Genomic DNA, 22,860 nt, shown 5'->3' with positions numbered 1-22,860 from the left:
CACTAAACATCCACAGGCGCACCTATTTGGTGCGCCTGTGCACATGATGCTATTCAGCGGCCCAGCCCGAGATGGCTTTGACCTCGAGGAATTCCTCGATCCCCCAGACGCCGCCTTCGCGCGCGCGCCCGGACATTTTCATACCGCCAAAGGGCGAACCAGCACCTCGGGACTGGCCGTTCATCTCAACCATGCCCGAGCGCAGGGCGCGGGCCATGCGGTTGCGCTTTGCGCCATCCTGCGACTGGACATAGTTGGTTAGACCATAGGGCGTATCATTGGCGATCCGCACGGCATCCGCTTCATCCTCGAACGGGATGATCGACAGGACAGGACCAAAGATTTCCTCCTGCGCAATGCGCATGTCATTGGTCACATCGGCAAAGACCGTCGGACGCACATAAAATCCACGGTTCATGCCCTCAGGCAGACCCGGACCACCGGCCACAAGGCGTGCACCTTCGTTAATGCCCACTTCGATCATTTCCTGAATTTTCGTCCATTGGCTCTTGTTCACCACTGGGCCGATATGCCGCCCCGGTTCTGACGCGGGGCCAACGGTGATGCTCTTGGCAGCCTCCGCCGCCAATTCAACCGCTTGGTCGTAGATCGACCGCTCGACCAACATACGGGTTGGCGCGTTACAGGATTGGCCGGAGTTGCTCATGCAATGAATGACACCGCGCTTGACGGCCTTTTCATCGGCATCGGCAAAGATCACGTTCGCGCCCTTTCCACCAAGTTCGAGCGTGACGCGTTTCAGCGTCTCGGCTGCGGCGGCAGAGATCGCCTTGCCGGCACGGGTCGAGCCTGTGAAGCTGATCATCGCGACATCTTCGTGGCGTGAAAGCTGGCTGCCAACGCCAGCGCCGTCGCCGTTGACAAGATTGAACACACCGGCAGGCACACCTGCGTCATGGACGAATTCGGCAAACAACAGCGAAGAGAGCGGCGATTCCTCGGATGGTTTCAAAACCATTGTACAACCGGCCAGAAGCGCCGGGATCACCTTGAGCGTGACCTGGTTCATCGGCCAGTTCCACGGTGTGATCAGGCCCACCACACCGATCGGTTCCATTGCGATGCGGTCATTGGGGGCATGCGGCCCAAGGGGGCGGATCCACTCGATTTCCTTGACCGCCTCAAGGGCGTTTTTCAAGTGCCACGGCAGGCAAGGGGCCTGACTGCTGCGCGACATATCAATGGGTGCGCCCATTTCCATGCTGATCGCCTGGGCCATTTCCTCGACCCGCGCCTCATATTGGGCAAGAATTGCTTCGACATAAGAAGCACGCACTTCGGGATCTGTCGCAGCCCATGCAGGAAACGCAGCCTTGGCCGCAGCAACAGCCGCATCGGTATCTGCCTGATCGCCAAGCGAAATGATCGCGCAGGGATCTTCCGTAGAAGGATCAATCACGTTGTAATCGCGGGGCTGCACCGGTGGCACCCACGCCCCGTTGATATAGAAGTTGCGGTTCTCGATCATTGGATCTCTCCCTGACAAATGCTCTTGAAACTTGTGACACCGGCACGCAACGGGCGCAAGCGGCGGTGGCAGTCAGTGCCAAGGATACCTATATAGCCACCAGTGCACTTCAATAGAGGAACGACACAATGAGTCTCCGCATCAATGACACTATTCCCGATCTGACCGTCGAAACCGACCAAGGCACCCTTTCGCTGCATGACTGGATCGGCGATAGCTGGGCGATCCTGTTTTCGCACCCCAAGGATTTCACACCTGTTTGCACCACCGAATTCGGCGCTGTCGCGCAGTTGGCCGATGAATGGGCCAAGCGTGGCACCAAAGTGATGGGCATCAGCGTCGACGGCGTTGAGGATCACAAAAAGTGGAAAAGCGATATCGAGACCTTCGCAAACGCCAAGGCAGGTTTCCCGATCATCGCCGATGAGGACCTGACCGTCGCAAAGGCTTTCGACATGTTGCCCGCCGACGCCTATCTGCCGGACGGGCGCACACCTGCGGACAGTGCCACAGTCCGCGTGGTGTTTATCATTGGGCCGGACAAGAAGCTGAAGCTGTCGATGACCTACCCGATGAACGTTGGCCGCAACTTTGCCGAAGTGCTGCGCGCGCTTGACGGGCTACAGACGGCTGCGGGACAGGGTGTTGCAATGCCTGCAAACTGGAATGTCGGCGATGACGTGATTATTCCAGCGACGGTCAGCGATGAAGACGCGAAAGCAAAGTTTGGTGATTTCACGACCGTCTTCCCGTATCTGCGGACGACAAAGCTGAAGGGCTAGGCCCGTTCACAGCCCAAAAAGAAGGCCCCGGTTATTTTACCGGGGCCTTTTTCATGTCCAGGCAACGATCTAGTAGGAATAACTGACCGCGACACCGATGAACGGAAAGACCGGCACATCCTCAAGATCTGCGTTCAACTCTGCGATATCGGCCTGTACAGTGCCAGTGTTGTCGTCAGACGATACCTCTAACGAAGACACGATCACACCGATATCACCGGACACCGACCAGCCCGGGGCCACTTCGGTGCTGAAACCGGTGGTGATAAGTGGCGCCACTTCGTTCTTGAAATTGATTTCCCCGTCATAGGTTGTGAGATCATCCGTGACCGTGCCGGTCACCTCACTGTTGGAAAAGAAAAGCCCGCCTGACAGCCGCCACGCGTTTGCCAGAGGGTAATAGTCGGCAAGGACGGCAACGCCGCACAGATCCACTTCGCCATCAACGGTCGCATCGTCGATATCGAATTCATCATCGAAACTGAAACCGCCCATGACCATCCCACGGACGCCAACCTGCGGATTGACAGCATATTCACCCTCAAGAGACAGGCCGAAATTGGTCACACCCACACCAAAAGAAACACCGTCAAAATTCTGCGCCACAGCGCCCGTGGCAACCGTACCAAAGACGGTCGCTGCCAATATCGCCTTAAAATTCATGAGCTATCCTTTCTTGTCTGTAGTCAGGGGCGTCATTGTCCCTTCGAACAGGATAGCCCGCGACTGACGCAAGGGAAGCTTGGGGAAAGTCCATCGCACAATTTGCGTGGCAATGCAGCATTCAAGTCATAAAAAAGCGCCCGGCACTTAGGCCGGGCGCTACTTTTTTCATCAGTCTGATCAGGCCAGAGCTTACTCGGCCACTTCTTCTTTCGTGATCTCCTGACCGGTTTCCTGATCAACCATCTTCATGGCCAAACGGACCTTGCCGCGATCATCGAAACCAAGCAGTTTGACCCAGACTTCCTGACCTTCCTTAAGGACATCGGAAGGATGGTTCAGGCGGCGGTTCTCGATCTGGGACACGTGCACCAGACCGTCGCGCTTGCCAAAGAAGTTCACGAAAGCGCCAAAGTCGACCAGTTTCACAACTGTGCCTTTGTAGATCACGCCTTCTTCCGGCTCTGCCACGATCGAATAGATCATGTCGTAGGCTTTCTTGATCGCCTCGGCATCGTTGGATGCCAGCTTGATCACACCGTCGTCGTTGATATCGACCTTGGCACCGGATGTTTCCACGATCTCGCGGATGACCTTACCACCGGACCCGATCACTTCACGGATCTTGTCGGTCGGGATCTGCATGGTTTCGATCTTGGGTGCGTGCACGCTGAATTCCTGCGCGCCGGTGATGGCTTTGCCCATCTCGCCCAGAATATGCAAACGGCCTGCCTTCGCCTGCTCAAGCGCCTTTTTCATGATCTCTGGCGTGATGCCGGCGATCTTGATGTCCATCTGCAAGGAGGTGATCCCGTTCTCGGTACCCGCAACCTTGAAGTCCATGTCGCCGAGGTGGTCTTCGTCGCCAAGGATGTCGGACAAAATGGCGTAAGATCCGTCTTCTTCCATCACCAGACCCATGGCCACACCGGCAACCGGTGCCTTCAGTGGCACGCCTGCGTCCATCATGGACAAAGAGCCACCACAGACGGATGCCATCGAGGATGACCCGTTGGATTCAGTGATCTCAGACACCACGCGAATGGTGTATGGGAAATCCGTTGGCGCAGGCAGAACCGCCTGCAGCGCACGCCATGCCAGCTTGCCATGACCGATCTCGCGACGGCCGGGGCCAGCAACGCGGCCGACTTCACCAACAGAGTATGGTGGGAAGTTGTAGTGCAGCATGAAGTTGGATTTATACATGCCGGTCAGCGCGTCGATCATCTGTTCGTCGTCGCCGGTGCCCAGCGTGGTCACTACCAGACCCTGGGTTTCGCCACGTGTGAACAGGGCAGAACCGTGGGTGCGTGGCAGGATGCCTGTCTCGGACACGATCGGGCGGATCGTATCAAGCGCACGGCCATCAATCCGCTTGCCGTTCTTGACAACATCACCGCGCAGAACGCTGGACTCCAGCTTTTTCAGCGCCGCGCCAAGGTTGCTATCTTCCTGCTGCTCTTCGGTCAGCGCATTGATGATCTCTTGCTTGGCATTGGCAACAGCGGCAGTGCGCTCTTGCTTGTCGGTGATCGCATAGGCGGCGCGCATCTTGTCTTCACCAGCGGCTTTCACAGCGGCTGACAGCTCCGAATAATCCTCGGGCTGGAAGTCGAACGGCTCTTTTGCGCATTCTTCGGCCAGATCAATAATCAGGTCGATGACCGGCTGGATCTGCTCGTGTGCGAATGTCACCGCACCCAGCATTTCATCCTCGGACAGTTCGTAAGCTTCGGACTCAACCATCATTACGGCGTCTTTGGTGCCGGCAACAACAAGGTCGAGACGCTGATCGGGGTTCATGCGCAGGTTATGCATGTCGTCGATTTCAGGGTTCAGGATGTATTCGCCATCCTCATACCCGACGCGACAAGCCGCAATCGGGCCCATGAAAGGCGCGCCCGAGATGGTCAGCGCCGCAGAGGCTGCGATCATCGCGACCATGTCGGGGTCGTTGACCATATCGTGCGACAGCACGGTGCACATCACCAGAACTTCGTTCTTGAAGCCGGGGACGAACAGCGGGCGGATCGGACGGTCGATCAGGCGGGATGTCAGCGTCTCTTTTTCGGTTGGACGCGCTTCGCGCTTGAAAAAGCCGCCAGGCACTTTGCCGGCAGCATAGTATTTCTCTTGGTAATGCACAGTCAGCGGGAAAAAATCCTGCCCCGGCTTTTGTTGTTTGGCGAATGTCACGTTGGCCATGACAGAGGTTTCGCCCAGTGTCGCGATGACAGAGCCATCGGCCTGGCGGGCAACCTTACCCGTTTCCAGTGTCAGCGTTTCTTCGCCCCACTGAATTGATTTCTTCACTTCATTAAACATGATGTCTTCCTAGTTGGCCTGTTTGGCCTTTTGCGTAGGGGGCGTATTCCCCCTCATCCCAATATCTTCTTTGGTCAGGCGCTGGAATGCGGGCGCCAGTCTCTCAAGATTGTTGGGCCTTATCGCAGATTGCAGCGTTTGGGAAGGGGGAAGGGTTTGTGCCCGTAACCGACTCGCGACCTGCAGCGCATCATTGGGAGAAATTTCAAAACAAAGAAATTTCTTTGCCTAAGGGAATGTCATTTGCTACGCTTTGTTGTAATTGTCTGGTTTTTGAAGAAAAGGTTGATCTATCATGAAGTTTGTCCCTCACGCTGCAGCGATTTCACTTGTTGCAACGCAGTCAATGGCAGGCGGCCTGGCCGACTCTATTGTTGAAACACCCGTAGCAGAGCCCGAAGCGATGGCAGCACCGGCAGGCAGCTCGGATTAGATCATCCCTGCACTTATCATAGGTGCCTTGATTGCAGTCGCAGTGTCGAGTGGCGATGATGACAATGGCGGTGAAACATCAGAGGAGCCTCCAGTCGAAGCTCCGATAGAGCCACCGATCGAAGCGCCAGTAGAGCCACCAATCCAAACACCGGTACCGGGATAGGCCGGGTTTACCGAGAGCTACTTGCTTTCGCATCAAACTCATTTTCGCCTGCGAGACTAGGGCGGTGGACATGGTGATTTCTATTGCCGGAAGTCTATGCATGGAGTCTGAATGAATGTTGGTTGTAGGTCGCCCACAAGTATTGCTCAACCTGAACCCACTCGTCGTTGTCGTTGATGAAGTTTTCGATGCTGATCTTGCCAAGCACATTGTTGCAAAGGGTGATGGTATGTTTCAGCGCGGCGCAGTCGTCAACGAGAGTGGTGGTGCAAAGATAAGTGAAGGCCGAACCAATTATTACGCGCGAGTCGACCAATGGGCTGACCCGCTGGTAACGCAACTTGTCAGCGAGATTTCTACGTTGGTACGTTTGCCACCAGAAAACACTGAACCCTGCAAGCTGTTGCGCTATCAAGGTGAGCAGAGATTTGATGCTCATTCTGACGCATTTGATCAAAGCCCTGGTGGACGCCAGTTCCTCGCGGAAGGTGGCCAACGCCTGTTCACAACGATTTGCTATCTAAACGATGTAGATGAAGGTGGTGAAACAGAGTTTCCGCACCTGAAAATCAAGGTGAAACCAAAACTCGGGCGGGTGCTGATCTTTGGGAACACGCGGCTTGGCACGGCGTCGCCACACCCCCATTCACTCCATGCGGGGCGATCTGTCGCAAGCGGTGAAAAATACGCAATGTCGATCTGGTGGCGACAACTGGCATACCACGTGCAACGCGATTATCCGCCAGAAGATGGCGAAACACGAACCTTCTAACAGCTGTTGCTGAAACAAAAAACGCCCACCAAGAGGTGGGCGTTTTCTGTAATCTCTTCTCGACCGTGTCGCCTTAGCGACGCAGGCCCAGACGCTCGATCAGGCTCTGGTAGCGTGCTTCATCTTTGGACTTGGTGTAGTCCAGAAGCTTGCGGCGCAGCGCGACCATTTTCAGCAGACCACGGCGACCGTGGTTGTCTTTTTTGTGGGTCTTGAAGTGCTCTGTCAGCGTCGCGATGCGGCTGGACAGGATAGCAACCTGTACTTCGGGCGAACCTGTATCGCCTTCTTTGGTCGCAAATTCCTTCATGATCCGTGCTTTTTCTTCAGCAGTAATCGACATCGGGGTCTCCTTTATATCAAGGGTGAATGGCACAATCCGGGATGTCGTCCAGAAGGGCCCGTGGAGGGTCTGTGCAAGGCAATCCCTGCGCAGATGCGTCGCAATAAGAGGATTCTGCGAAAAAGGAAAGCGATTTGTTACGCGGCAATCAGTGCGATCCGTGTCACATCCAGTTCTGCCAGATCTGGGAAAGTGGCAACAACCAAACCGTCGGCAAGAAGAGCAAGCCCATCTTCCGTTTCCGCAGTCTCAAGCTTTGGCACTGCACCCTCATAAGTAATCTCGATCACGTCCTCTGACGCATCGAAATCTTCAACGATTACGTCGTTTCCAGACAGAAGTGCAAAGGTATCAGCACCCGTCCCGCCATGCAGATTGTCGCCCGCACCGCCCATCAAGGTATCGTCACCCGCGCCACCATTCAGGTAATCGGCATCCTCATCGCCCCGATCATAAAGAATATCGTCGCCAGACCCGCCATGCAGCGTGTCCGCACCAGCGCCACCGACCAAGCGATCATTGCCCAAAGAGCCGAGCAACGCATCATCACCCGCGCCACCCATCAATACATCGTCACCATCGCCGCCATTCAGCGCATCGTCACCCGCACCACCGGCCAGAACATCATCGCCAACATGCCCGCTCAGCAGGTCATTGCCATCACCACCGACAAGCACATCGTCACCGCGACCGCCCTGCAGTGTGTCATCCCCCGCACCGCTGGCCAGATAGTCGTTGCCATCTTCGCCATGGAGATAGTCGTTGCCCACACCCGTCAGGACGATATCGTCCAGTGATCCAGAGAAAATCACAGTGTCTTCGTCGCTTGGCGCAAGAAGGTTGTCGACCGGCGCGATATCAACGCTGGGATCATCCTGATCGGATACCCCGTCCTGCGTCTCATCCGTCTCATCATTGTCGAGCATCATGACGGCCGTCATGGTGACCCCCATCAGTCCAATCAGAGCAAGCATTCTAAAAAACCTGTCATCAACGAGTCGCCCCCGACCCTCGGACGCTCTGATACCATGAGGTACATGCCGAGACGTGCAGATTCTGAATGATTGGTTAACGCGGCAGGGACCTCACCTGACGTCCCAAAAGATCGGCTGCTGTGCGTAGCTGATGTAAAGCGGATGCTTGGGGTGGCCGTGCTTGCTCAGCCCCAGCGTATAGAGCGGCTTGTCCAGCTTACGCAAAAGCGCCTCGGTCTGGCGGCCGCGTCCGAGGTGCGCGCCATGCGTGCCCCATGCAGCGATGATCTTATCCGCCCACTGTGCACCATCCCGAATGGCAGCATCATTCTCAGGCCCGACCGGATCGACCGCCTTGCGCATCGCAAAGGGATCGGTGTCGCGCCAAGCGAAGATATTTGTCACCTGAAACGCGCCAAAGCCCAGCGCACGGGCGCGCCGCTCGCAGCGCTCGACGGTCGGGTCGTTTTGCACCTCGGTGGCCTTCGATGGGTTCAGCATCACAAACAGGACCCGTTTGCCCTTTGCATCCCACGTGCGTGTCAGCGCATAACGGTAGCGTTCGCAATCCGAATAGGTCGCGACTGACGGAGCGTCATCTTTGATATGCGTCCGCGTGATCACCGGATCAGGTGACAAACACGCGTGATGGCTGGATTTCTCCGCCGCGATAGGTGCCCACGGCAATCGCCTTACCTTCGTAAGAGGCCCAGACTTCTTCACCGAATTCGACACCCGTCGCGATCACGGACGCAGGGTTGCCATTGCGCAGCTTGGCCACGCTCTCTGCAAGGCAACGCACCTCTTGCAGATCACTTAGCCCCACTTCCAGAGGTTGCACGAAGTCATCGAGTTCGGGCGTTTTGGCCAATGCATCGACCTGTTCCAAAGTCACCCCGTCTTTGGCCTGAAACGGACCAGACCAGATCCGGCGCAGTGATTTGACATGGGCCTTGCAGCCCAGCGCCTCACCCAGATCACGTGCGATGGAACGGACGTAGCCGCCTTTGCCACAGGTCATTTCCAGCACAACGTGATCGGCATCGAGACGGTCGATCAGCAAGAGCTCTTCCACCCATAAAGGACGCGCTGCAAGGTCCATTTCCTCGCCATCGCGGGCCTTCTTATAGGCGCGCTCACCATCTACTTTCACGGCGGAAAACTGCGGCGGGACCTGCATGATATCACCAACAAAGCTGTTCAAGGCTTCCTTGATCGCCGCGTCATCAGGGCGCAAATCAGAGGTCGCGATCACCTCTCCCTCGGCATCATCGGTGTTTGTGGCCTGACCAAGCCGCACGGTAAACGTATACGCCTTCAGCGCATCGGTGATGTAGGGCACGGTTTTGGTCGCTTCGCCCAACGCCACGGCCAGAACGCCCGTCGCCTCGGGATCGAGCGTGCCTGCATGACCGGCCTTTTTGGCATCCAGCGCCCAGCGCACCTTATTGACGACCGCGGTGGAGGTAATGCCGGCGGGTTTGTTCACCACCAGCCAACCCGAAATATCGCGACCCTTGCGTCTGCGTGCCATGTCTTTGCCTCTTGTCAGAATGTGCGCTTGCTAGAGTGAAGCCTGCGGCGGGTCAATCTAGAGTGTCAGGATGACAGAGCCCGCACGATCACCGCGCGCGATCATATCATGCGCGATGGCGCATTGGTCCAGGGCAAGCGTGTCCGAGATACGGATGTTCAACGCATTACGTGCGAGCAAATCGTTCAGTTGATCCGTGGTCTTTTCCCGCTCCTCGGGCGTCAGCAGGTAAACCAACACAAGCTTGATGTTCACGGCTTTGAACATCAGCGGATAAAAGGGGATCACAGGCGTCATGTCCTTGGCCGATCCATAAGTGGACACCGTCCCGTTTTCAGCGATGACCTCGGCGATGGTCGCGGCGTTCTTGCCGAACTCGACTTCGGCGATATGGTCAATCGGACGACCGCCGGTGGCCTCCAATATCTGCGCGGCCAGATCCGGGTCCGCATAGTCAAACACATGGGCCGCACCCGCATCGCGTACCGATTGCGTCGCCTCCTGGCCCCGCGCCGTTGCGATCACTTCGGCGCCAGAGGCCGCCGCCACCTGCACAGCAAGATGACCAACGCTACCGGCACCGCCACTGACAAGCACCCTTTTGCCCGAGACAGGACCTTGCCCCAGCACCGCGTGAACCGCCGTCAGGCCCGGAATGCCAAGTGTTGCCCCTTCGGCGAAAGACACGTTCTGGGGCAATGGCACCGCTTGCGCGGCAGGGAGGGCGATATAATCCGCAGCCGTGCCAAAAGCGCGCTGCCACTGTCCGTTCCAGATCCAGACCCGCTGCCCAATCCGGTCAGGCGAGACGCCTTCGCCCACCGCCTCGATAACACCAGCGCCATCGCTATGGGGGATGATCTTGGGAAAGGGCGGCTTGGTCACACCGGGGCGGCCGCCTGCACGGGCGCGAATGTCAGAGGGGTTGACGCCAGAGGTCTGCAACCGCACCAGAACCTCGCCCGCTGCGGGATCTGGCGTCGGAAGATCCTCTAGAGTCAGGACATCGGCGGCCGGTCCGAAGGCAGTATAGGTGATCGCGCGCATGTTGCTTGTCCCTCTTTTAGTTTAACCGGCTTCTAGCACCTCTAGAAACGCCTCGCCAAACCTTTCGGCGTATTTGTCCCCGATCAGACGGGTCAGGTTATCCATGTCGGCACTGCGCATCTGCGCGACTTTGGCCAGCATTGCCGCCGAACAGCTCATCGGTTTGTCCACGCCGTGCGGGCCACGGGTGAGCTGGGCCTGCGCCTGCATCAGACGGTCGTAGACAGCGCCCTCGTCACGTCCTGCAAGCTTGCGACGCATGGGGTGTACCTCCTCGACCGTGCCTGCGATGACTGACAGGAAATCCTGACCATAGGTCGCCAGCTTCTTGGCCCCCACACCACCGATATGGGCCATCTCATCAAGGGTCATGGGCCGTTTTTCGGCCATTTCGATCAAAGTACGGTCGTTGAAAATAATATAGGCGGGGACATTGGCCTGTTCGGCAAGGTACCGGCGTTTGGCCTTCAGCGCAGACAGAAGTGGCGCATCTTCTTCACTCACGAGCATACGCACTTGCGGGCCGGATCCGCGCGCCGCCTTGATCGTGTCGCGGCGCAATTGGATCGTGGCTTCGCCGCGCAGGATGGGCCGTGCATGTTCGGTCATCCGCAGCGCACCGTGCCTTTCCCGATCAGGGCGCAGCAGGTCATGCCCCATCATCTGCCGGAAAATCGCCTGCCACTGGCGTTTGTCATAGTCTTTGCCAACACCGAAGGTAGGCAGGCTGTCATGTCCCCGCTGCATGATCTTGTCGGTGGGCGTCCCCAGCAAGATATCAATCAGATGGCCCGCGCCGAACCATTCCTCGGTGCGCAGTGCGGCCGACAGCGCCATGCGCACGGCGGTGGTGCCATCGAAAACCTCGGCGGGTTTATCGCAAAGGTCGCAGTTACCGCAGGGTTCTGGGTTTTCGCCGAAATATTCCAGCAGGTTCTGCCGCCTACAGCGCAGCGCCTCGGCCAGACCAAGCAAAGCATTCAACCGCCCGTGGTCTGCGGCACGGCGTTCGGGCGGGGCCAGCCCCTCGTCGATCTGCTGGCGGCGGTAGCGGATATCATCGGGCCCAAAAAGCGTGAGCGTCTCGGCAGGGTCGCCATCCCGTCCTGCACGCCCGATTTCCTGATAATAAGCCTCGATTGACTTGGGTAGATCGGCATGGGCGACCCAGCGGATATCTGGTTTGTCGATCCCCATGCCAAAGGCCACAGTCGCGCAGACGATCAGGCCATCCTCTTGCTGAAAGCGGCGTTCGACAATCCGGCGATCCTCGGCCTCCATCCCGCCGTGATAATGGCAGGTGCTGTGGCCTGCATCGCCCAGCGCTTTCGCCAGCGTTTCGGTTTTCGCACGGGTGCCGCAATAGACGATCCCTGACTGGCCCTTGCGCGCCGCGGCAAAGTTCAGGATCTGGTTGCGCGGCCCGTCCTTGACGGCAAAGGCAAGATGGATATTGGGCCGGTCAAACCCGCGCAGGAAAGTGGCGGGTTGCTTACCAGCAAAAAGCTTCTCGACAATCTCTTCACGGGTTTCGGCATCTGCCGTCGCGGTGAACGCGGCCAGCGGCACGTCCAGCAGGCGCTTGAGTTCGCCAATGCGGAGATAATCAGGGCGGAAATCATGGCCCCATTGGCTCACACAGTGCGCCTCATCCACCGCGATCAGGCCGACACCGGCGCGGCGCAGCATATTCATGGTCCCGACCGCTGCCAGCCGTTCGGGCGCCATATAAAGCAGTTTGAGCGTGCCCGCTTCCAGCGCTTCCCAAACGGCATCGGTTTCTTCGGGGGTATTGCCAGAGGTCAGCGCACCCGCCTCGACCCCTGCTTCGCGCAACCCGCGGACCTGATCACGCATCAGTGCAATCAAAGGCGAGATCACGACAGTGACACCGCCACGCACCAAGGCAGGCAATTGGAAACAAAGAGATTTACCGCCACCTGTCGGCATGATTGCCAGCGTGTCCTGACCAGCGACAACCGCTTCGACAATCTCCTGTTGGCCCGGCCGGAAGGCATCAAAGCCAAAGATGTCACTCAGAAGCGCTGTGGTGGACACTGAAAACCCTGCTTGTGCAATTTCTGCTGCTCTTGAGAGTCACAATCCCACGCTAAGAATCGGTTCACAAGAGGTGAGCATGCGGCAAAACGCAAAAGGCCGGCACCTTTCGGGTGCCGGCCTCTGATTGGGAGGAGTATGTGTCGTTTAGTCGACGATGTCGTAAGTACGCTCTGCCACTGTCTGGCCGTCGACCTTCAGCAGGGCGATGACGTTTTCAGCGTTGCGCAGTGGTGCGTTCACACGTACGTCAGCGTTTGCACCCATGTTCACAGCTTCTGTGCCAAGCAGTGCACCGATCTGGCCACCGGAGAAGTCATATACTTCTACAACGCCTGCCGCTTCGGAGCGGACAATACCCAGATCCAGGATTGACGACGCTTCAAGGCGCTCGTTCAGCTGGAAATAGCTGTCTGCGGAAGCGATGGAAGCAGTACCGGCGATTGTTGCGGCGATCAGTGCGATTTTCTTGATGGACATGATAGAGTTCCTTTCAGTTTCGGTTGCGGCGGGAATGCCGCGGTTCATTTCGTGCCGCTTCAGTGCGGCGTTTCGATGAGTTGAAGATTGGTTGGGAACGGCGATTTGAAAAGGCCGCCAGCGTTCACGAAAATGGTGATCAATGTGATCGTAATTTGTGCTTGAAAATGGAAAAACCGTTCTACTGACGCTCTAGTGTGCACTGACGCACCAATTGGAATCCAAATCTGTGCGTGAATTTCCACCTCGCGCCAGAAAACCGGATCAGTTTTATTTCTCCCGTTCACAGATTTCAGTCGGGCGCATTTCCGTGATCGACAATTATTTCATCTGTCTCTCGGGTACGTGACTGAAAACACTCCGTTTCTCGGGATTTGCGGCCCGTTCACCGCGCCCATCTGATGCCGATTCTAAGGGTTTGAATCGTTGCCAACGCCCGTCACACACCGTAACCCTGTGAGTTCAGGAGAGACTTGATGGGCGAAATCATATTAGTCCGGCACGGGCAGGCAAATTCAGCGGCAACAGACGAAGAAAGCTATGACCGGCTCTCTTCTTTGGGGCATCAACAGGCGAAATGGTTGGGGGAATACCTGTCAGGGCGCGAAGGCGCTTTCGACAAGGTGATTTCCGGGAGCCTGCGACGCCATCAGGAAACCGCAGCAGGCATCGGCTATACCAGCCCGCTGATTGATCCGCGTCTGAACGAGATGGATTACTTCAATCTGGGGCAGGCGCTTGAGGATGTGCACGGTGTGCCATTTCCGGGACCGGATGAATTTGCAGCGCATGTCCCGCAAGTCATGGAAGCATGGCATAATGCCGAGATCATGGGGAACGAGACTTTTGCCTCATTCGAGAGCCGCGTGACCTCTGTGCTGCAAGAGGCCGCCAAACCCGGTGTCCGCGTGCTTTGCATCACATCGGGCGGGGTCATCGGGATGATCATGCGGCATTTGCTTGATTTGAACCCGACGCGGATGGCGCATGTCCTGCTGCCGATCATGAATAGCTCGCTCCATCGCATTAACGTCATACCGCAGGGGCCGATTTTGGCCAGTTTCAACGCCATCCCGCATCTGGACCGGGATGACCGCCTGCATGCACGCACACATTACTAAAGGATCATCCCATGTTGAGACTTCACTACGCCCCCAGAACCATTTCGGTGGCTGTCGCGATCATCCTGGAAGAGTGCGGTACCCCGCACGAAAAGATCCGTGTCGACTTTGCCAGCGGGGAACAAACAAAGCATGATTATCTGAAAATGAATCCAAAGGGGCGCGTCCCCACGTTGGAAACACCTGACGGCATCCTGACCGAGACCCCTGCCATTCTGGAATACATCGCCCCGCAACTGGTGCCGGAGGACGCATTCGCCGCCGCCAAGATGCGCGAACTGATGTCTTATCTGAATGGTACAATGCACCCACATCACGCCCATGGCCTGCGCGGTGAACGGTGGGCGGATGAACCCAGCTCCTTTGCGGATATGAAGCGCAAAGTACCCCAACGCATGGCAGAGTGCGCCGCCCATCTGGAGGAGTACCTGCCAAGCCTGCCCTTTGAGAGCGGCAAGCTGGATGTTTTGTCTGATGCCTACCTTTATGTTGTCCTCAGCTGGCTCCCGGGTGACGGTGTGGATATCGCACATTATCCACGGCTGGTGGCGTTTCAGCACGAAATGAACACACATGCCTCTGTGCAGGCCGTCTTTGAAAAGGGGCTCCTGTGATGACCCATCTATGGGTACGCGTGGAAAGCCGCGACAACGAGGAACGCGTCGGGATCACCCCGCAGGGTGCTGCCAAGCTGATTGCGGCAGGGTTTCGGGTGACCGTGGAAGAGAGCAGCCAGCGTATTCTGCCACTGGCTGACTATGTTGCAGCAGGGTGCGCGGTCGCACCCGAGTTCTCTTGGCCCGATGCACCCGACGACGCGATCATCTTTGGACTGAAGGAATTGCCCAGCGATGGATCGCCTCTGCGCCATCGCCACGTCATGTTCGGCCACGCCTATAAAGGGCAGCCTGCGGGCCAGGTTTTGCTCGATCGCTTCAAGTCGGGCGGTGGCGCGCTTTATGATCTGGAATATCTCACGCTTGAGGACGGACGGCGCGTTGCCGCGTTCGGCTATTGGGCTGGCTATGCGGGGGCGGCGGTGTCTCTGATGTGCTGGATTGCGCAACAGCATGGCCGTATCGCGGGACCGGTCAACGCCTATCCCAGTGCAAACCACCTGCTGGCCGACCTGCAAGAGGCTTTGATGGCCTTGGGCACCGAGCGCCCCACCGCGATGATTATTGGCGCCTTGGGCCGTGTCGGCAGCGGGGCCGCCGATCTGTGTACCGCCATGGGTGTGGCAACGACGAAATGGGATATGGCGGAAACCGCCTCGGGTGGGCCGTTTCCCGAAGTGCTGCGCCACGACATCTTTCTCAACTGTATTCTGGCACGCCCCGGTACGCCGGTTTTTGTCCCGGCAAGCGCCAAGACCGCCCCGCGCACCCTGTCTGTGATTGGCGATGTGGCCTGCGACCCGGACAGCTATTTTTCTCCGATCAAGGTCTATGACCGCACAACGACATGGGATGCACCAGCGCTGCGTGTGCATGACAACCCGGTGCTGGATGTCACAGCGATTGACAACCTGCCTTCGATGTTACCGGCAGAAAGCAGCGCGGATTTCGCCGACCAGCTTTTGCCGCATCTGATGACGCTACCCCAGATAGATGAAGGCGTCTGGGGCAGAGCGCAGGCGTGGTTTGAAAGGGCTGTGCGCTGATCAGGTAGGTGGATCAGGATCCACCTTACGCGGGCCGGTAGAGATCATCCTCGGCTTCTGACGGATCCATACCAAGGGCCGCCATCCCCGCCTCCAGATGATCGGCCAGATGCGGCGACCCTTTCAGATAGCTGGCTGTCGGTGTTGTCGCCTCTTGCGCAGCCGTGGCAAGTGCCTCGGCCAGTTCTTCAGCCTCGAAGCTGCCGCGCCCGATCCAGAAGACTGCGACCAGTCCTGTCTTTTCATCGTCATTGAGCTGATCGACAAATCCGTCAAATTCATTCTCGGCGCGATCCAACTCGCGCGCCAGAATGATGACTTCTGCAATTTTATCTGCCGTAATTGGTAACATTGGCGCATCTCCTTTGGGTCAACCATGCAGAATGCACACAAGGGCGACCTTGATCTGGCGCAAGCCGTGTCGCGTTCCCGCCCGACTATTTCTTGTCGCGGGCGGCTTTCTCTTCCTTGGTCAGCTTATTGTTCCAAACATTGTTGCTCAGACCAAGCTCGGCCGCCAAAGGTTTGGTTTTGCCACGACTGACTTTCCCGCCTTTGTTCAGGAACTCCTGAATAAGGGCATCATCAGTGGTTTCTTTGGGGACATGTTTCATGCGTTCAGGCTAGCCGAGCAGACGCAACGGAGCAACGATTGCTTTTGACGCAGGCCCGCAAAGAAAAAACCCCGCCATCACAGTGGACGGCGGGGGAAAAGTTAGTGCTCGCGTGCCCATCCAGTATTGGACAGGCTTGCCGCAGGCACCGGCGGTATCAACTTTGGTAAAACTTAGTGTTTCGCCATCTCTGAGCGGATCTGCTGGCGCAGCAGATCAATGGGCACTTTCTGCCCGTCGCGTTTAAATTGCCAATAGGTCCAGCCGTTGCAGCTTGGTGCGCCTTCAAGGAAGGCACCGACCTGATGGATAGATCCTTTGATGTCGTCACCGATCAACGTGCCGTCAGCACGGACCTTGGCTTTGTGACGGCCATTCATGCTCCACAATTCCTCGCCGGGGCGCAGCATGCCGCGCTCGACCAACACGCCGAAGGCAACACGCGGTTCGGCACGTTTCGAGGTCGAGACCTCCAGCGCTTCCTTGTCGAATTTGCGGGTATTCTTGATGCGCTTCTCGGCCACCTTGCGGTAGGCCTCTTCGCGCTCGATCCCGATGAAATCGCGGCCCAGCATTTTTGCGACCGCGCCCGTGGTGCCAGTCCCGAAGAAGGGGTCAAGGACCACATCCCCGGGGTTCGTGGTGGCAACAAGAACGCGGTGCAACAGGGACTGCGGTTTTTGCGTGGGATGCGCCTTTTCGCCTTCGTCATTCTTCAGCCGCTCATGACCGGTGCAGATGGGCAGAACCCAGTCCGACCGCATCTGGACGCCCTCGTTAAGCGCCTTGAGTGCTTCGTAATTGAAGGTGTACTTGCTGGCCTCTTCTTTGGAGGCCCAGATAAGGGTTTCATGGGCGTTGGTCAGGCGCTTGCCCCGAAAGTTCGGCATCGGGTTGGATTTGCGCCAGACAACATCATTGAGAATCCAGAAACCCTGGTTCTGCAACTCGGCGCCCATGCGGAAAACATTGTGATAGCTGCCAATGACCCAGATCGCGCCATTTGGCTTCAGCAGACGGCGGGCGGCAGCCAGCCATGCTTTGGTGAACTGGTCATAGACCTTGAAGCTGTCGAACTGGTCCCATGCGTCATCGACGGCATCGACCTTCGAATTGTCGGGGCGGTGCAGATCGCCCTTGAGCTGTAGGTTATATGGGGGATCCGCAAAAATCAGATCAACAGACCCTGCAGGCAGGCTGTTCATCACCTCGATGCAATCACCATCAATAATCGTATTGAGCGGGAGCGCTTGCGCACCCTTCGTTTTCGTTTTGATCGTCATAACTTGCCTCTAAGCCCCGGCGGGTGTTCCCGCTCTTTGGTTGAGCCCAATGTGAGTCAGAGGCGATTCCGTGTCAAAATCTTTATTGATTCAGTCACTTACGTTTTTATCTTGATACAAGATATTGTGTATCGGCCTGAATGAACGCCTATGGTGTTCAGACACGCCAAACTGCTCAAGCCCCAATTTATGTTGGGCTGTGGGGTATCCGGCGTTGTTTTCCCACCCGTAGTGGGGGTGCTGTTGCGCCAATGCCACCATGTGTCTGTCGCGCCACACTTTGGCGACGACAGAAGCGGCCGCGATACTCAAACTACGTGCGTCGCCTTTGACGATTGTCTCGCAAGGGATCACCAAATCACGCGGCACCATATTGCCGTCGATCAGCGCATAGTCGGCGGTTTGCCGCAGGCCCGCGACCGCGCGGACCATCGCGATATGAGAGGCGCGCAAAATGTTATGGATATCAATCTCGGCCACTGTTGCCTCGGCGATAGACACGTCCGCCACCACCAGCAATTCATCATAGAGCGCGTCACGCTTCTTCGCGGTCAGTTTCTTACTGTCATTCAATCCGGCGGGAATGTTTGCAGGATCAAGAATCACTGCCGCCGCAACGACTGGCCCCGCCAGCGGACCGCGCCCGACCTCATCGACGCCAGCGATCTGCAAAAAGCCGCGCGCCTGTGCGGCTTGTTCAAAACTAAAATCAGGTTTGGTCATAAGGTCAGTGACCAGAACAAAGCTGTCACTTCAAGGAAAAAGGGGCAGAGAGCCATGTCCAACCTCTCTGCCCCATACTGGGCGTCGCCTTATCACGCACTAAGCGGCGTACTTGTTACTGGCAGATCACCCAAGGTGGTGCGGCAACTGGGGCAAGCAGCCGCACACCTGCCCGACTTAGTTGTGTCGGTCAGTCCGGTAGCCTTGCTCGCGCAGGCAAAGGGGATCAAAGCCGTTGCGTGGCCCGTTGCTGGTCCAGACGCGGACGGCGCAGCGCTCGGGCAGGCGGCTTGCAAAACGGTAGTTGTTCTCAAGGCAGCGCTTGCCAAACATGCGTTGGGTTCCAAAGCGCGTCTCGACATGGCGCATACAGGCATAGGGCAAGGTGCGACGGTTCTGGCGGCTGCGTTCTTCCTGCCGGCTCAGGTCAGACCAACCGTTGTTGCGGTTGATCCCGTTCCATTGCTGCGTATTGCGCGCGGGGGTGGCGGGCTCTGCACGACGATTATTCTGCTCGATCGCAGAGCCAATCACCGCAGCAGCAGCCAATCCAATCAGCAGTTTTCCGACATCTTCGCGGTCCAGCCCTTGGGCATAGGCGGGGGTCATGGTCGCAAAGGTCAGCGACAGCGCAGTGATGGCAGCAGTCATTGATTTCAACATGGTGATTCCTTTCGGTTCAAATGCCTATCGAGCGGCGATGAACCGAAAGTGCGGCAGCGGTCGCTTGCCAAACAATAACGAGGGATGGTTATAGGATTGCCATCGCGATAACATTGGGCGTTATTGAATATCACAACTGCTTTGGATCAGGTGGGGGCATGAAACACATTTCTTTCTCATTCATGGCGCTCATGCTGAGCACGACCCTCGCGCAGGCGGCCTGCTATGCCGATTACAAGGCCAAGCAGGACGATCCACTGCGGCTGCACTATGGTGTGGCCGAGGTGCGGGGCGACTGCTCGGTCGGATCGGCCGAAAGCCAACTGCGTGATCGGTTGGCCGGTAACGGTTGGCAGCTTTTGAATGTGCTGGGTGTCTTTGATGACGCCGGCCTTGATGAAAGAAAGGACAGCGCAGGTGAGTTCTTCCTCCGCTACTGAAGCGCGCGAAATCGGCAACAAGATCGTTATCGCAGGGATCGCGGCCATTGTTCTGATTCTGGCAATTGCCGCCGTGCTGCTGTTTATCAACCTGCCGGATGCCAATGCATTCAATATGCGCGTCGAACGGCTTTTTATTGAGAACGACAACCTGACCAGCAACGCCGAAATCAAGCTGCTGGAAATCCTCGCAGGATCCGGCACGGCATTCTCCGATACGCTGGCCTCTTACCGCTTTGTGATCTTCGTTCTGCTGGTCTTTGCGACGGCGCTCTTGATTGCTGCTGTCGCCTTCCTTGTCATGCTGATTGCCCTGAACCGCCGGATGGGCCGCATTGAGCGACAAGGGATCGAGGTGAACTCTCTCACAATCAGCCGCGATCAAAAGGCGGTGTATCTGAATGATTTTGAATTCAAACTGACCGATGCCGCGATTGAAACGCTTTCGGTGCTGGCCGAAGCACGCATGGACGACGAAGTTCTGACAGGGGCCGAAATCGAAGGTGTGATCTCGGGACGTGATGCCGCCGATTGCGATGAGGCCGCAGGTGCAACACGCATCAAGCGCCTGCGCGACACATTGGGCAACCAGATGATGAGCGAACTTCTGGTCAAGAACATCGCCCGCAAAGGCTATGTGCTGGCAATCGACAAAGACGTCATTCGCATGATCTAGCGGCGCAGGGTATCACCCGCCGCAAGGATGGGTTCCAGCGCAATAACGGGGCCGTCCGGCACGTCCTCACCGGCATTGAGCGCCGCGATAATCCGCGCGGCTTTCTGGCCAATCTCGCGGCGGCAGGCATCCATCGTGGCCAATTGCCGTGGCAGACCCTCCAAGAGCTCGACCCCGTTGAAACCGGCCAGACCTACCTGGCCTGGCACATCAATACCTTGCTCCAGCAGATAAAGCAGACCACCCGCACCGATCATGTCATTCGAGTAATAAAGGAAGTCCAGATCCGGCGTGCGTTCGATCATCTTGGCCGTCATCTCGCGCCCTTTGGCAAGGGCTGAGCCGCCGGAATAGAATTCCTGATCCGCGATCTCGATGCCTGCCTTTGCAAGCGTCCGCGTGAACCCCTCGAACCGCTTGCGCGCGCGGTGATCGAGCGGCATCTTTGTGCCCATAAAGCCGATCCGCTTGTAACCGGCGGCAATGATCTCTTCCGCCATCTTGCGCCCTGCGCGGCGGTGGGAAATGCCGACACAATGGTCGATCGGTTCGCCATCGGTATCCATGATTTCGACCACAGGGATACCCGCCTGCCGCAGCATGGCTTGCGACGCCTCGGAATGCTCGAGCCCGGCAATAATCACACCCGAAGGCCGCCACGAGAGCATCTCAAAGAGAACTTTCTCTTCTTTTTCGGGCAGATAGTCGGTCACGCCGACCACCGGTTGCAGATCGGTACCCTCCAGCGTCTCGGAAATCCCCGAGAGCACCTCTGGAAAAACCATGTTGCCCAGTGATGGAATAATCACCGCGACCAGATTAACGCGCTGCGATGCAAGCGCGCCTGCGATCTTGTTGGGGACATAGCCCAGCAATTTCGCGGCATCCTGTACTTTCTGCCGTGTCGCGGCGCTGACGTCCCCTTTGTTACGCAGGACGCGGCTTACGGTCATTTCACTTACCCCGGATGCTTCGGACACATCGCGCAAGGTCAGTGGGCGTCTTGGTTTGTTCGTCAAATGAAGGGTCCCGTCCGTGGTTTCGTCTATTGTTAGCGGGGCTTTGCGACAAAAGCCAGAACCGCATGACAGTTGACCAATTTGGTAAAGCGATGCATTCACCACATCGGATGGTCCCGTGGCTCAACTGGATAGAGCAGCCCCCTCCTAAGGGGCAGGTTGCAGGTTCGAATCCTGCCGGGGTCACCATTAATCACGCGATTACCTGTGTTTGCGGAACAGCTTTTTGTTCAGTGCCACGAACCGGTCAATTGGCCATGTCCAGAATGACGGGTCTTTGGCCCGCAGGTAGACATAGCCAAGCCAGCTGGCCAACGCAGCACCAATGACATCGACAATCAGGTCGCCCATTGTGTCCTGCAGCCCTGATTTCTGCATGTTCAGCCCGAACCACTGGTCCATTGCATATTCAAAGATTTCCCAACACGCACCGACGGTTACCGCCAGACCGAACGCCATCAGACACATCGCCCATGGTGGCGCGGCAAAGCGGTCGCCCTCGAACATCATCAGCACAAAGATGAACCCGACCAAACCAAAGCCGATGGCGGACGAGCCGTGCAGTGCGATGTCCCACCACCAGAACCGCTCATAAAAATCAAAGGCTTCACCCATAAAGATCGAGGCGATCACAAAGATGGTGACGGCGGTGACGAAAGGCAGTGGCAAGGTGATGTCGAGCCTGCGGGCCAGGAAAAGCGGCGCCAATGCCAATGCCAGCGTTGCAAGAGCGACAAATGTGAGTGACCAGCGCCCTTCATACGCCGCCGCCGCCGCTGCCAGAATCAAGAGTGCCCACAGGCCCCGGACCAGATATCCTTGTTGGCGCAGTTCCACTCTCACACAGGCGACCTCTGTTTATATTGCATTTCCTACATATATGACGCTCATGTCACACTCCCGCAAGAACCGCACTCTCCGACTGGCCAGCTACAACATCCGCAAGGCGCGCGGTCTTGATGGCCGTCGTGATCCCGGGCGTGTGCTTGACGTGATCAATGCACTGGACGCGGATGTGATCACCCTGCAGGAGGCCGACCGCAGGCTTGGCGACAGGCCGACAGCGGTCCCGAGAAACCTGATTGCGCAGGCGACCGATTTTGATGTCGTCCCACTGGCCGCCAATGACGTCAGCCTTGGCTGGCACGGCAACGCCGTTCTGGTCCGGCGTGGCATCGCGGTGAAAACCGCCAGCCGGATTGAATTGCCGGGTGCCGAGCCGCGCGGCGCTGTGTCTGTCTCACTTGAGAACGGTTTCACAATCGTCGGGGTGCATCTGGGATTGCTGCGCCAGTCCCGCCGCCGCCAGTTGCGCGCCATCGTGGCAGGGTTAGGCCCGAGCCAGAAGGTGGCCATCATCGGTGATATGAACGAATGGGCTGTGACACGCGGCTTTGAGGCGCTGGAAGAGGGCTTTGACCTTCATAGCCCTGGCCGGAGTTTTCACGCCGCCCGTCCGATTGCAGCACTGGACAGGCTGGCGCTCTCGCATGGTCTGACGCTCAGCGATGTAGGGGTCGATGAGAGCCCGCTTGCGCGGATGGCCTCGGACCATCTGCCGATCTGGGCCGATATTTCCTGAAGCTTCAACAC

The 22,860-nt window shown here is 57.4% G+C and carries 26 protein-coding genes and 1 tRNA gene; 10 read left to right on the top strand and 17 right to left on the bottom strand.

Translation table 11 applies throughout. The features are described 5' to 3' along the window. Nucleotides 1-49 precede the first annotated feature (49 nt). The gene (locus tag C7964_RS01130; RefSeq protein WP_110277873.1) at nt 50-1,489 is read right to left on the bottom strand and encodes an aldehyde dehydrogenase family protein; all 1,440 of its coding nucleotides are present in this window, start codon (nt 1,487-1,489) and stop codon (nt 50-52) included. A 128-nt stretch (nt 1,490-1,617) separates the two neighbouring features. On the opposite strand from C7964_RS01130, the gene C7964_RS01125 reads away from it, so the two are divergent. After that, on the top strand, nt 1,618-2,271 hold the full coding sequence (locus C7964_RS01125) for a peroxiredoxin (RefSeq protein WP_110277872.1): 654 nt from the start codon (nt 1,618-1,620) through the stop codon (nt 2,269-2,271). A gap of 69 nt (nt 2,272-2,340) precedes the next feature. Here the strand turns inward: C7964_RS01125 and C7964_RS01120 are convergent, their stop codons facing one another. Together C7964_RS01120 and pnp are read right to left on the bottom strand one after the other, a co-directional pair. Beyond that, complete coding sequence (locus tag C7964_RS01120) at nt 2,341-2,934, bottom strand: hypothetical protein (RefSeq protein ID WP_110277871.1); 594 nt, start codon at nt 2,932-2,934, stop codon at nt 2,341-2,343. Nucleotides 2,935-3,126: 192 nt separating this feature from the next. Next, nucleotides 3,127-5,259 (bottom strand): polyribonucleotide nucleotidyltransferase, encoded by a 2,133-nt coding sequence (gene pnp / locus C7964_RS01115; protein WP_110277870.1) that lies wholly within the window; start codon nt 5,257-5,259, stop codon nt 3,127-3,129. Nucleotides 5,260-5,554: 295 nt separating this feature from the next. Between pnp and C7964_RS19850 the strand changes: the two genes are divergently transcribed. Beyond that, nucleotides 5,555-5,692 carry a hypothetical protein gene (locus C7964_RS19850; RefSeq protein ID WP_181417080.1) on the top strand — a complete coding sequence of 46 codons (138 nt, stop codon included), beginning with the start codon at nt 5,555-5,557 and terminating at the stop codon, nt 5,690-5,692. 280 nt (nt 5,693-5,972) lie between these two features. Beyond that, nucleotides 5,973-6,629: a 2OG-Fe(II) oxygenase gene (locus tag C7964_RS01110; protein ID WP_110277869.1), complete on the top strand. Its 657-nt coding sequence runs from the start codon at nt 5,973-5,975 to the stop codon at nt 6,627-6,629. A 73-nt stretch (nt 6,630-6,702) separates the two neighbouring features. Here C7964_RS01110 and rpsO read toward each other — a convergent pair whose 3' ends face one another. The 7 genes from rpsO to C7964_RS01075 all read right to left on the bottom strand — a co-directional run bounded on the left by rpsO (nt 6,703) and on the right by C7964_RS01075 (nt 13,065). Then, nucleotides 6,703-6,972 carry a 30S ribosomal protein S15 gene (rpsO, locus tag C7964_RS01105; protein WP_055295077.1) on the bottom strand — a complete coding sequence of 90 codons (270 nt, stop codon included), beginning with the start codon at nt 6,970-6,972 and terminating at the stop codon, nt 6,703-6,705. 137 nt (nt 6,973-7,109) lie between these two features. Beyond that, nucleotides 7,110-7,946, bottom strand: a complete 837-nt coding sequence (locus tag C7964_RS01100) for a calcium-binding protein (RefSeq protein ID WP_286163686.1) — start codon at nt 7,944-7,946, stop codon at nt 7,110-7,112. 111 nt (nt 7,947-8,057) lie between these two features. Further along, entirely contained in the window at nt 8,058-8,570 is a 513-nt protein-coding gene (locus C7964_RS01095; protein WP_110278504.1) for a DUF1643 domain-containing protein, read from the bottom strand. Between the two features lie 4 nt (nt 8,571-8,574). After that, a complete protein-coding gene (gene truB, locus C7964_RS01090) occupies nt 8,575-9,480 on the bottom strand; it encodes a tRNA pseudouridine(55) synthase TruB (RefSeq protein ID WP_110277868.1) in 906 nt (301 codons plus the stop codon). Between the two features lie 57 nt (nt 9,481-9,537). Further along, entirely contained in the window at nt 9,538-10,527 is a 990-nt protein-coding gene (locus C7964_RS01085) for an NADPH:quinone reductase (RefSeq protein ID WP_110277867.1), read from the bottom strand. Nucleotides 10,528-10,548: 21 nt separating this feature from the next. Continuing rightward, nucleotides 10,549-12,585 (bottom strand): DNA helicase RecQ, encoded by a 2,037-nt coding sequence (recQ, locus tag C7964_RS01080; RefSeq protein ID WP_110277866.1) that lies wholly within the window; start codon nt 12,583-12,585, stop codon nt 10,549-10,551. A 147-nt stretch (nt 12,586-12,732) separates the two neighbouring features. Then, the gene (locus tag C7964_RS01075; protein WP_110277865.1) at nt 12,733-13,065 is read right to left on the bottom strand and encodes a hypothetical protein; all 333 of its coding nucleotides are present in this window, start codon (nt 13,063-13,065) and stop codon (nt 12,733-12,735) included. Nucleotides 13,066-13,541: 476 nt separating this feature from the next. Here C7964_RS01075 and C7964_RS01070 point away from each other — a divergent pair, with 476 nt between their 5' ends. Genes C7964_RS01070 through C7964_RS01060 form a run of 3 tightly spaced genes read left to right on the top strand, consistent with a single transcriptional unit; the run spans nt 13,542 to nt 15,849 of the window. Beyond that, complete coding sequence (locus tag C7964_RS01070) at nt 13,542-14,186, top strand: histidine phosphatase family protein (RefSeq protein ID WP_110277864.1); 645 nt, start codon at nt 13,542-13,544, stop codon at nt 14,184-14,186. Between the two features lie 11 nt (nt 14,187-14,197). Continuing rightward, nucleotides 14,198-14,800, top strand: a complete 603-nt coding sequence (locus C7964_RS01065) for a glutathione S-transferase family protein (RefSeq protein WP_110277863.1) — start codon at nt 14,198-14,200, stop codon at nt 14,798-14,800. Then, nucleotides 14,800-15,849, top strand: coding sequence for a saccharopine dehydrogenase (locus tag C7964_RS01060; protein ID WP_181417079.1), 1,050 nt, complete (start codon nt 14,800-14,802; stop codon nt 15,847-15,849). The genes C7964_RS01065 and C7964_RS01060 overlap by 1 nt, the downstream gene beginning before the upstream one ends. A gap of 25 nt (nt 15,850-15,874) precedes the next feature. Here the strand turns inward: C7964_RS01060 and C7964_RS01055 are convergent, their stop codons facing one another. From C7964_RS01055 to C7964_RS01040, 5 genes are all read right to left on the bottom strand, one after another. Further along, nucleotides 15,875-16,201, bottom strand: a complete 327-nt coding sequence (locus tag C7964_RS01055) for a DUF3775 domain-containing protein (RefSeq protein WP_110277861.1) — start codon at nt 16,199-16,201, stop codon at nt 15,875-15,877. Nucleotides 16,202-16,286: 85 nt separating this feature from the next. Beyond that, the gene (locus C7964_RS19845) at nt 16,287-16,463 is read right to left on the bottom strand and encodes a hypothetical protein (RefSeq protein WP_055295088.1); all 177 of its coding nucleotides are present in this window, start codon (nt 16,461-16,463) and stop codon (nt 16,287-16,289) included. 173 nt (nt 16,464-16,636) lie between these two features. Continuing rightward, complete coding sequence (locus tag C7964_RS01050) at nt 16,637-17,746, bottom strand: site-specific DNA-methyltransferase (RefSeq protein ID WP_110277860.1); 1,110 nt, start codon at nt 17,744-17,746, stop codon at nt 16,637-16,639. A gap of 90 nt (nt 17,747-17,836) precedes the next feature. Beyond that, entirely contained in the window at nt 17,837-18,469 is a 633-nt protein-coding gene (gene rnhB / locus C7964_RS01045; protein ID WP_110277859.1) for a ribonuclease HII, read from the bottom strand. A 177-nt stretch (nt 18,470-18,646) separates the two neighbouring features. Continuing rightward, complete coding sequence (locus C7964_RS01040; RefSeq protein ID WP_110277858.1) at nt 18,647-19,132, bottom strand: hypothetical protein; 486 nt, start codon at nt 19,130-19,132, stop codon at nt 18,647-18,649. Nucleotides 19,133-19,290: 158 nt separating this feature from the next. Between C7964_RS01040 and C7964_RS01035 the strand changes: the two genes are divergently transcribed. Continuing rightward, nucleotides 19,291-19,572 (top strand): hypothetical protein, encoded by a 282-nt coding sequence (locus tag C7964_RS01035; RefSeq protein WP_110278503.1) that lies wholly within the window; start codon nt 19,291-19,293, stop codon nt 19,570-19,572. Next, nucleotides 19,550-20,248, top strand: a complete 699-nt coding sequence (locus tag C7964_RS01030; protein WP_400084897.1) for a winged helix-turn-helix domain-containing protein — start codon at nt 19,550-19,552, stop codon at nt 20,246-20,248. Before C7964_RS01035 ends, C7964_RS01030 begins: the two co-directional genes overlap by 23 nt. Here the strand turns inward: C7964_RS01030 and C7964_RS01025 are convergent. Further along, a complete protein-coding gene (locus C7964_RS01025; protein ID WP_502693547.1) occupies nt 20,245-21,201 on the bottom strand; it encodes a LacI family DNA-binding transcriptional regulator in 957 nt (318 codons plus the stop codon). The two genes, C7964_RS01030 and C7964_RS01025, sit on opposite strands and share 4 nt — an antisense overlap. 178 nt (nt 21,202-21,379) lie before the next feature. Between C7964_RS01025 and C7964_RS01020 the strand changes: the two genes are divergently transcribed. Then, nucleotides 21,380-21,456, top strand: a tRNA-Arg gene (locus C7964_RS01020). 12 nt (nt 21,457-21,468) lie between these two features. Here C7964_RS01020 and C7964_RS01015 read toward each other — a convergent pair. Continuing rightward, nucleotides 21,469-22,110 carry a DUF2238 domain-containing protein gene (locus C7964_RS01015; RefSeq protein ID WP_286163683.1) on the bottom strand — a complete coding sequence of 214 codons (642 nt, stop codon included), beginning with the start codon at nt 22,108-22,110 and terminating at the stop codon, nt 21,469-21,471. A gap of 46 nt (nt 22,111-22,156) precedes the next feature. Here C7964_RS01015 and C7964_RS01010 point away from each other — a divergent pair, with 46 nt between their 5' ends. Continuing rightward, nucleotides 22,157-22,849: an endonuclease/exonuclease/phosphatase family protein gene (locus C7964_RS01010; RefSeq protein ID WP_110278500.1), complete on the top strand. Its 693-nt coding sequence runs from the start codon at nt 22,157-22,159 to the stop codon at nt 22,847-22,849. Nucleotides 22,850-22,860: the final 11 nt, after the last annotated feature.

Origin of the sequence: Loktanella sp. PT4BL, assembly GCF_003201935.1 — a bacterium.
Taxonomy (GTDB): Bacteria; Pseudomonadota; Alphaproteobacteria; order Rhodobacterales; family Rhodobacteraceae; genus Yoonia.
The sequence above is the reverse complement of the archived record's forward strand: the minus strand, read 5'-3'. Positions and strand labels throughout refer to the sequence as shown.